Source organism: Nitrosomonas sp. Nm166, assembly GCF_900112825.1.
GTDB lineage: Bacteria > Pseudomonadota > Gammaproteobacteria > Burkholderiales > Nitrosomonadaceae > Nitrosomonas.
The window spans coordinates 22,670-31,078 of sequence record NZ_FONE01000043.1 but is presented as its reverse complement, the minus strand read 5'-3'; the positions used below and the strand labels follow the sequence as shown (position 1 = coordinate 31,078).

Below are 8,409 nucleotides of genomic sequence, written 5' to 3'. Positions count from 1 at the left end.
GTGTGGGATGAATTACGGGAAAAATTCTTTCATAACCGTGCCTTCGATAGTTTGGATGCGCTTGAGATACATCTGGAGAGCGCGCTAAAAAGCCTTGAATCAAACCAGGAAACTATGCGCAGCATTACCGGATGGGATTGGATTATTAATGCTGTTCCTAAATAGAATTGGAATTATAACTCAATGAGGAGAAAACCGTGACATTCGCTTTGACGCAGGACAATCACTTCTAAAACTACTTCATTCATGATTCGCAAGGACAGCAGGTTTATTCTTGCTGTCCTTTATCATTTCTTTAGCGATAAGCTGAATCAGGATATTAACCAAAGTATCATCTGATACGGAATCAGCAACAGAATTGTTTTCCGCGCAATACTGGTGAACGATCAATCTTGTTTCTGCATCACTCGGTGAAATAACGCCGATCCGATCAAACCATCAAGCCATCGAATCAGATGCTGGTATTTTGATGCATAAAACCAATCCGGATTGACATTGCAAAACTGCCGGATGAACGGAAAGATTGCCATATCCGCCAGCGTATACCGGCCCGCCAGCAAGTAACTATCGTTACTCAAGCGCGCATTTAAATCGGCCAGAAAAGGCTCGGCCTGCTCGCGATAATAAGCTTCAGAGTACTGTGGAAATCGCACCGCATATTTATACAAATCCAGCTTCGGTTTAAATGATTCGTCATTGTGTTTGATCAGTGACATGGACTCAGCCACTACTTCCGGGTCATCAGCCAGCCAATGTTCCGGATCATTCTGGGACAATGCCCATTGCATGATATCCAGGCTTTGCTCAAGCACGCGCCCATCCGCAAACCTTAGCACCGGCACCGTGCCTTTCGGCGAGCATTCGAGCAATTCTTTAGGCTTGGCGCGCAAACTGACTTCCTGTGTATCCACTTCAACCCCACTGGCTTTGATTGCCAGTCTGGCGCGGATTGCAAAGGGACAGCGGCGGAATGTGTACAGCAGCGGTTTCATTCGTTATTAAATAACCCGGTCATTTAGGCCGCTGCATGATTCTGATCGCGATACTTTTCTTGATTAAGTCATAAGCGGCTTGGACTTCCTTGGCCTGTTCGGTTGCCACTGCGATCATTTCCTCCGGCACACCCTGCCCCATCAATTTATCAGGGTGATATTGGCTCATCAATTTACGATAAGCGCGTTTAATCTCCTGGTCGGTGCTATTCTTGCTGACGCCCAATGCCTTATACGCGTCATCCAAAGCGCTGGCGGAGGTGCTGCGTCCTCCGGCAAAATGCATCTGATTCATCACCATGTCGAGCAATTGACTGAATGCTGCCTGACGGTATCCCAGGCGATCGGCGATTACTCTAAGAAGCTCTTCTTCGGCATTATTCAGCTGTCCATCGGATAATCCCATGATAATCAGATAAACCAGCAGCATTTGTCTCAAACTATGGGAATAACCGCAGATAGAAAGAAATTCGTTGATTTTGGGATGAATATCGTAGCTTGGGGAAGCGCCTTGTTTGAAAAGGGCAATAGCTTTTAACCGATGTTCACGTGTCATGCCAAGCTTTTGCATGAACTGTTCCACATGGGATACTTCCGTCTCTGAAACACGCCCATCTGCCTTGGCTAATTTGCCCATCAAAATAAAAACAGTTTCCAGGAAAACCGATTGACGGCGCGCGGTATTAAATGGGTTCATTCCGCCCGGCCCGAGAGCCTTATATCGATCCATCAGGCTTCCGATAAAAAAACCCAGGAAGATGCCTAAAAAACCGAAAATGAAGAAACCAACTAAAGCACCCAATATTTTAAACAATGAAATTCCAGATCAACGAAAAAGAAGGTCATTATAACGAATTGTCGGCTGATGAGATTGCTTCAAAGTAAGCACTGAACCTAGGATTTATCAGCCCATTGCTCAGGTGTCAGTGTTTTCATCGATAATGCATGAATTTCCTGCTTCATTTTATCACCCAGCGATTTGTACACCAGTTGATGCTGTTGCACGGTATTCTTGCCTTTGAATTCAGCGCTGACAATCAATGCCTGAAAATGACGCCCGTCATCGCCTTCCACTTGTACGTGCTCGCATGGCAATGATGATTCAATATAGGTTTTTAGAGTTTCTGCTGTAAGCATTTCGGTTCTCCTTGATGTCGAATTAAGCGATTGATATTTCTAATGAAACTCTTATTAATTGACTGCACGGGCGAATCGCTTCGTTGCGCGGTACTCGCTTCCTCATCTATCTAATTGATATGTCTCGGTTGCTGCGTTCCGTGCGCCTCGCGCTTCATCACGTTCGCCGAATTAATCAGCGTTTCCCTAATGCCGCAATTTATATCCGGATTTGAGCATTCGGATCGCTAACATGGAAATTGCTATCAGGCATAATGCCACAATCGCCAGGCTAATATAAGGCGAAATATCCGATACGCCAAAGAAGCCATAACGGAATCCGTCGATCATATAAAAGAATGGATTGAGGTGAGACGCGTACTGCCAGCCGGTGGGTAGTGAGTGCAGGGTATAAAACACACCCGATAAAAAGGTCAGCGGCATGATAATGAAATTCTGGAAAGCCGCCAGCTGATCAAATTTATCTGCCCAGATACCAGCGATTAAGCCCAATGCACCCAGTATCGCACTGCCCAGGATAACGAACAGCAGCGCCCATCCAGGCAATTGCAGCGGGATATCAAAAAATAGCAGAGTGACCAGATAAACGCCCAGGCCAACCAATAGCCCTCGCGCAATGGCTGCCAGAATATAAGCCAGAAATATTGCGTGGTAGGACAGTGGCGATAGCAGGATAAATACAATGTTACCGCTGATTTTTGACTGAATGATGCTGGAAGATGAGTTGGCAAATGCATTCTGTATCACTGCCATCATGACGAGGCCGGGAATCAGAAAAATGGTATAAGCCACATCCGGATAAACTTCCACGTGCGCTTCCAGGACATGAAAAAAAATCAGCAGATACAGCAATGTAGACACCATCGGTGCCATGATAGTCTGAAAGCCGACTTTCCAGAAACGCAGTAATTCCTTGTAAAGCAACGTCAAGAAGCCGGTCATTTTGCTTGCTTCCTGCCATTTCTCATCAGATTGACAAAAACATCTTCCAGATCGGGTTGCTGCAAATGCATTTCCAGTATCTGCACATTCTCTGATCGTAATGTTGTCAGAATAAATTCTATTTGCGCGTAATTCTCAATACGAAGCTCACATATACCGCCATCATGGCTGATTTGCAGCTCGTGTAATGCGGATGGCAAACAATCCGGCGATAATCTTAGCCTCACCGAATTTCCCGAGGTCATTTTCCCGATCAGATTCTGCATGCTGTCCAGCGCGATAATTTTTCCATCTTTGAGCATGGCAACACGATTACATAACGTTTCCGCTTCTTCCAGATAATGGGTGGTCAGAACGACCGTATGCCCATCCTGATTCAGTTGCTTGATAAAATCCCAAAGTGTCTGGCGCAATTCAACATCCACACCAGCGGTTGGTTCATCCAGAATAATCACAGGTGGCTTGTGCACCAGCGCCTGCGCCACCAGAACACGGCGTTTCATGCCGCCTGAGAGTGCGCGCATGTTGGCATCGGCCTTATCGGTAAGATCCAGGCGCTCGATGATTTCATCCACCCAGCGTGTATTGCCCTTGATACCGTAATAGCCCGATTGTATTAACAGTACTTCACGAACGGTGAAGAATGGATCATAGACCAGTTCTTGCGGTACAACACCTAAATTCAGGCGTGCTTGCGGATATTGTGTGATGACATTGTGTCCCATCACTTTCACAGAACCGCTATTGGCAAGACTCAGGCCAGCAATAATACTGATCAGTGTTGTTTTACCGGCACCATTAGGGCCTAATAAAGCGAAAAATTCCCCGGTGTGAATTTCAAGATCAATATCAGTCAATGCGCGCAAGCTGCCATATCGCTTGCACACTTGTTTGACTTCAATGGCAGGCAACATCAAATAAATGCGACAAAGTAATTTTAAATTTCTGCAACCGTAGAAGTACTTATCGAGTCAGACGCATTCTGACGGGTAACAGGATTTGTGGTGACTGGGATCAGTTTTACAAGATCGTATAACTGAATTAAACTGACAAGGCTTGCGGGCATATTCATAAACTGTAAGTGACAGTTTTTCTGACGCGCCGCACGCAGCCATTCCAGCAACATACTAATGATGGTTGAGTCAACTTCAGTCACTTTGCCGAGATCGATAACGCGATGATGCTCGTCAAATAAAGACATTCCACGTTGAGTCATGGCTACCACATTATCAATGGTCACAATCCCTTCCACGATAATTCTATCCCCATCACAAGAAATCACTGACAATAGAGGGCTCGGATTATTCACCGGTTGGGACTACTTTTTACCTTCCAGGGACTTGTTCTTAGCCACTAATGTCTTCAACAATCCTTCAACACCACCTTTACGAACCTGACTGCTAAAAGTTCCACGATAATTTGTCACCAGACTCACGCCAGCCACCGTTACATCATAGACTTTCCAGCCATCCGGTTTTTTTTCCATGCTGTAATCTATCGGGACCGGTTGTTTTCCATTTCCCTGAATAACAACTGTCCGCACCGTAGTCTCGGTGCTATCGCCCAGTTGCTTGATCGGATTTACTTTGATCGTTTCATCATGATAACTCGTCAATGCATTGGAATAAGTGCGCACCAGCAGCGTGCGGAATTCATCCACCAGCTTGCTTTGCTGTTCTGGTACCGCTGCTGACCAGTGCTGTCCCATTGCCAGTTGCGTCATGCGGGTAAAATTGAAATGTGGCAGTATCTTCGTCTCGATCAGATCGAGCATTTTTTCTTTGTTGCCATTTTTCAATTCTTCATCTTTCTGAATAATTTCTATCACTTCATGGACTGTTTTATCGACGAGTCTATCAGGCGGATCCATAGACCATACAGGAAACATCAGCAAACTGGAAAATATTATTAAAATAATCCCAAGCAATTTTTTCATCGTTCTCTCACTTAAATTAAGTATTACAATATACTAAACCAACAAGCATCAAATTAACAAATATCCATTTAGTCAAGGGAGTCTTTCTCAGCTGCTTTATCAAATAAAAAGCGCCCGATCAATTCTTCGAGCACCATCGCTGAATTGGTTTTCATGATCTTATCACCGTCTTTTAACATCGTTTCATCCCCGCCTGCAGCCAATCCGATATACTGTTCGCCCAGCAAACCTGACGTCAGGATGCTGGCAAAGGTATCTTTGGGAAATAGAAAACGACCGTCCATACTCATAGTGACCATAGCATCATAAGTTTGTGTGCTGAACTGAATATCCGTAACACGTCCAACGACAACCCCTGCACTTTTCACCGGTGCACGCACCTTGAGGCCACCGATATTTTCAAAATTTCCTGTAATGATGTAACTATGCGAAGGATTATAGACATTCAGATTGCCCACCTTAAGGCTTAATATCATCAGTGCAGCAATACCCATGATCACAAAAAAACCTACCCACAAATCTATTGTTGTCCGCTGCATCAGCTCACTCCTCTAAACATGAAAGCGGTCAAAATAAAATCCAGTCCCAAAATGACTAATGATGAAGTTACCACCGTACGTGTGGTCGCACCGGATACGCCTTCTGCCGTAGGCGGCGCATCATATCCTTCAAATACTGCAATGGCGGTGACAGCCACACCGAAAAAGCAGCTTTTGATAAAGCCGTTTAATATATCAAATCTAAAATCTACTGCACTTTGCATTTGCGACCAATAAGACCCTTCATCCACGCCAATGAATATTACAGTTACCAGATAACCGCCAAAAACACCCATCACAGAAAATATTGCTGCCAGAAACGGCATCGAAATCACCCCAGCCCAGAAACGCGGCGCTACTACCCGGGCAACCGGATCCACCGCCATCATCCCCATCGCTGCCAGTTGCTCCGTAGCTTTCATCAAGCCAATCTCAGCGGTAATGGCTGAGCCGGCACGGCTGGCAAATAATAGCGCCGCCACAACAGGACCCAGCTCGCGCACCAACGACAAGGCAACCAATGTGCCGACTGCTGATTCCGAGCCGTATTTCTGCAATGTCTCGTAGCCTTGTAGCCCCAGCACCATCCCTACAAACAACCCTGACACTACAATAATAATCAGTGATAGTACACCCGTAAAATATAGTTCCCGTACCACGAGATTAAAACGCCGCAAGCTGGTGCCGGATTTCAATAACACCAGAATAAAAAAACGGCTGGCATAACCCAACCGCCAGGTGCTTTCAATGACGCGATGCCCGATACTCTGAATACCGGATACGATACGACCGGATACAATACGTTTAAGCAATGGAATCCTCCAGGTCCAAATCCCTTGAATAGGATTGCGCAGGATAATGGAAAGGCACCGGCCCATCTTCTTCGCCATGCACAAACTGATGCACAAAGGGAGCCACCGATTGCCGCACTTCTTGCGGCGTACCCTGGGCCGCGATCACCCCATCCGCAATAAAATACACATAATCAACAATTTTCAAGGACTCCTGCACATCATGCGTTACTACGATCGATGTCATGCCCAATGCATCGCTCAACCGGCGAATCAGGTTTCCGATCACGCTCAACGAAATCGGATCAAGCCCGGTGAAGGGTTCATCGTACATGATCAGCATCGGGTCCAGGGCAATGGAGCGAGCCAGGGCCACACGCCGCGCCATCCCGCCGGACAGTGCATTGGGCATTAAATGATGCGCTCCGCGCAGACCTACGGCATGCAGTTTCATTAACACCAAATCACGAATCATAGATTCCGGTAAATTAGTATGTTCACGCATTTGAAACGCGACATTGTCAAACACCGACAGATCGGTAAACAGTGCGCCAAACTGAAACAACATGCCCATCTTGCGCCGCAGCTTAAAAAGCGCATCGCGATTGAGCTCATGCACCACTTCTCCAGCAAATCTGACGTATCCGGAAGTCGGTTTGATTGCACCACTGATCAGTCTAAGCAAAGTGGTCTTGCCCGATCCACTACCTCCCATAATGGCTACCACTTGACCCCGCTGCATCGTCATGTGAACACCTTTCAGAATCGGGCGCCTATCATAGGAAAAATTCAGGTCGTGGACCTCAACCAAAGTTTCGGGTGTCATGCTCATGAAATATCGTGGGAATAACAACTAATAAATGACAGATTTAATATTTCTTGCTGGGTTAGAACATTTCTGATCAGTGGATACTTATCTAAAAAATCAGACAAAAGCCAATTTTAATCCACTTTTCCTCAAAAGGTTGTTCTATATTAATGTTCAGGTAATTTTTGTATTCCTTCAAATCCTGCAAGCCAAAGCTTCATCTTAGGCAACGAAAGTTTTATTTGCATTGTTCAGTCTATGGGTTCTCAACCAACTCCATCCGAACAATGGCATCGAATCGGGGCAATCGGAACAAGATATTTTTCATTTTGCCATAATCTTCATCAGTTAGCATATCATGGTGTTATAAAGGATAGTCCAATCTGAAATATATCATTCAGGATAACGCCATGCGCTTTAGTAAAAAGCATTCTTTGATCCACTTCCTGATGATTCTCGGCTTAGTTGCCCCAATGCTATTGGGTGCCGAGATTTACCGCAGCGTAGATGATCGAGGTCGCGTCACTTATTCCGATAAAGCGACTCCCGGGGCTCAGCAAGTTGAAATCATTAGCCGACCGAGCCGACAGTTGCATCTTGTCAGTCGCGTATATGATGGAGATACGGTGATATTGGAAGGCGGCAAGCATGTTCGCTTACTCGGCATTAATACGCCCGAAATAGAAGGCCGCCAACGTACAGAAGAACCGGGCGGGGTTGCCGCAAAAAAATGGCTTCAAGCTCAATTACAGGGTAACAAGGTTTATCTGGAATTTGATCAAGTGAAACAAGACAAATATAAGCGTCTATTGGCGCATGTATTTTTGCCTGATGGCAAGCATCTTAACCTTGCTTTATTGGAAAATGGTCTGGCGACTATCAGCATCATCCCGCCGAATGGCCGCTATGCTGAAGAACTTACTCAAGCGCAGCAGCGGGCGGAGAAACTAAAACTGGGCATCTGGTCGATGCCGGAATATCAACCCCGGCCAATTTCCCAGATTTCTAATCATCACAAAGGCTGGCAACGATTTACCGGAACACCCATCTCCATCAAGAAAAGCCGCAAATATACGCGACTGGTTTTTAGCGACAAGATCGACATACGCATCGCCAATACCAATCTGCATGCGTTTCCTGCATTGACAACTTACCTGGGCAAACCGCTTGAAATCCGTGGCTGGGTAGCACGTAATAGAGACTATTACACGATGCTGATTCAGCATCCCAGTGCTTTGATAATACGATAACTTGCCTCGAACCA

Annotated in this window: 11 protein-coding genes; 1 reads left to right on the top strand and 10 read right to left on the bottom strand. The window is 45.8% G+C overall.

Translation table 11 applies throughout. The annotated features are described in order from the left end of the window. Window positions 1-386: 386 nt before the first annotated feature. The 10 genes from BM021_RS12025 to BM021_RS11980 all read right to left on the bottom strand — a co-directional run bounded on the left by BM021_RS12025 (window position 387) and on the right by BM021_RS11980 (window position 7,163). The gene (locus BM021_RS12025; RefSeq protein WP_090721279.1) at window positions 387-992 is read right to left on the bottom strand and encodes a glutathione S-transferase; all 606 of its coding nucleotides are present in this window, start codon (window positions 990-992) and stop codon (window positions 387-389) included. A 19-nt stretch (window positions 993-1,011) separates the two neighbouring features. Beyond that, on the bottom strand, window positions 1,012-1,806 hold the full coding sequence (gene djlA / locus BM021_RS12020; RefSeq protein ID WP_090721278.1) for a co-chaperone DjlA: 795 nt from the start codon (window positions 1,804-1,806) through the stop codon (window positions 1,012-1,014). An 80-nt stretch (window positions 1,807-1,886) separates the two neighbouring features. Next, a complete protein-coding gene (locus tag BM021_RS12015) occupies window positions 1,887-2,129 on the bottom strand; it encodes a BolA family protein (RefSeq protein ID WP_090721277.1) in 243 nt (80 codons plus the stop codon). Between the two features lie 186 nt (window positions 2,130-2,315). Then, on the bottom strand, window positions 2,316-3,071 hold the full coding sequence (locus tag BM021_RS12010; protein WP_090721276.1) for an ABC transporter permease: 756 nt from the start codon (window positions 3,069-3,071) through the stop codon (window positions 2,316-2,318). Next, window positions 3,068-3,985 carry an ABC transporter ATP-binding protein gene (locus BM021_RS12005; RefSeq protein WP_090721275.1) on the bottom strand — a complete coding sequence of 306 codons (918 nt, stop codon included), beginning with the start codon at window positions 3,983-3,985 and terminating at the stop codon, window positions 3,068-3,070. Before BM021_RS12005 ends, BM021_RS12010 begins: the two co-directional genes overlap by 4 nt. Before the next feature lie 23 nt (window positions 3,986-4,008). Next, complete coding sequence (locus BM021_RS12000; protein ID WP_256207896.1) at window positions 4,009-4,323, bottom strand: STAS domain-containing protein; 315 nt, start codon at window positions 4,321-4,323, stop codon at window positions 4,009-4,011. A 66-nt stretch (window positions 4,324-4,389) separates the two neighbouring features. Then, the gene (locus BM021_RS11995) at window positions 4,390-5,007 is read right to left on the bottom strand and encodes an MlaC/ttg2D family ABC transporter substrate-binding protein (protein ID WP_090721273.1); all 618 of its coding nucleotides are present in this window, start codon (window positions 5,005-5,007) and stop codon (window positions 4,390-4,392) included. A gap of 68 nt (window positions 5,008-5,075) precedes the next feature. Further along, a complete protein-coding gene (gene mlaD, locus BM021_RS11990) occupies window positions 5,076-5,546 on the bottom strand; it encodes an outer membrane lipid asymmetry maintenance protein MlaD (RefSeq protein ID WP_090721272.1) in 471 nt (156 codons plus the stop codon). After that, on the bottom strand, window positions 5,546-6,346 hold the full coding sequence (gene mlaE / locus BM021_RS11985; protein ID WP_371116450.1) for a lipid asymmetry maintenance ABC transporter permease subunit MlaE: 801 nt from the start codon (window positions 6,344-6,346) through the stop codon (window positions 5,546-5,548). The genes mlaD and mlaE overlap by 1 nt, the downstream gene beginning before the upstream one ends. A 4-nt stretch (window positions 6,347-6,350) precedes the next feature. Continuing rightward, a complete protein-coding gene (locus tag BM021_RS11980) occupies window positions 6,351-7,163 on the bottom strand; it encodes an ABC transporter ATP-binding protein (RefSeq protein WP_090721270.1) in 813 nt (270 codons plus the stop codon). 392 nt (window positions 7,164-7,555) lie between these two features. On the opposite strand from BM021_RS11980, the gene BM021_RS11975 reads away from it, so the two are divergent. Continuing rightward, window positions 7,556-8,395 (top strand): thermonuclease family protein, encoded by an 840-nt coding sequence (locus BM021_RS11975; protein WP_090721269.1) that lies wholly within the window; start codon window positions 7,556-7,558, stop codon window positions 8,393-8,395. Window positions 8,396-8,409: the final 14 nt, after the last annotated feature.

Coding starts and splice junctions, on each gene's coding strand:
- BM021_RS12005 (WP_090721275.1), bottom strand. CDS start 3,985: ATGTTGCCTGCCATTGAAGTCAAACAAGTGTGCAAGCGATATGGCAGC.
- BM021_RS11980 (WP_090721270.1), bottom strand. CDS start 7,163: ATGACACCCGAAACTTTGGTTGAGGTCCACGACCTGAATTTTTCCTAT.
- BM021_RS11975 (WP_090721269.1), top strand. CDS start 7,556: ATGCGCTTTAGTAAAAAGCATTCTTTGATCCACTTCCTGATGATTCTC.
- BM021_RS12010 (WP_090721276.1), bottom strand. CDS start 3,071: ATGACCGGCTTCTTGACGTTGCTTTACAAGGAATTACTGCGTTTCTGG.
- BM021_RS11995 (WP_090721273.1), bottom strand. CDS start 5,007: ATGAAAAAATTGCTTGGGATTATTTTAATAATATTTTCCAGTTTGCTG.
- mlaD (WP_090721272.1), bottom strand. CDS start 5,546: ATGCAGCGGACAACAATAGATTTGTGGGTAGGTTTTTTTGTGATCATG.
- BM021_RS12025 (WP_090721279.1), bottom strand. CDS start 992: ATGAAACCGCTGCTGTACACATTCCGCCGCTGTCCCTTTGCAATCCGC.
- BM021_RS12015 (WP_090721277.1), bottom strand. CDS start 2,129: ATGCTTACAGCAGAAACTCTAAAAACCTATATTGAATCATCATTGCCA.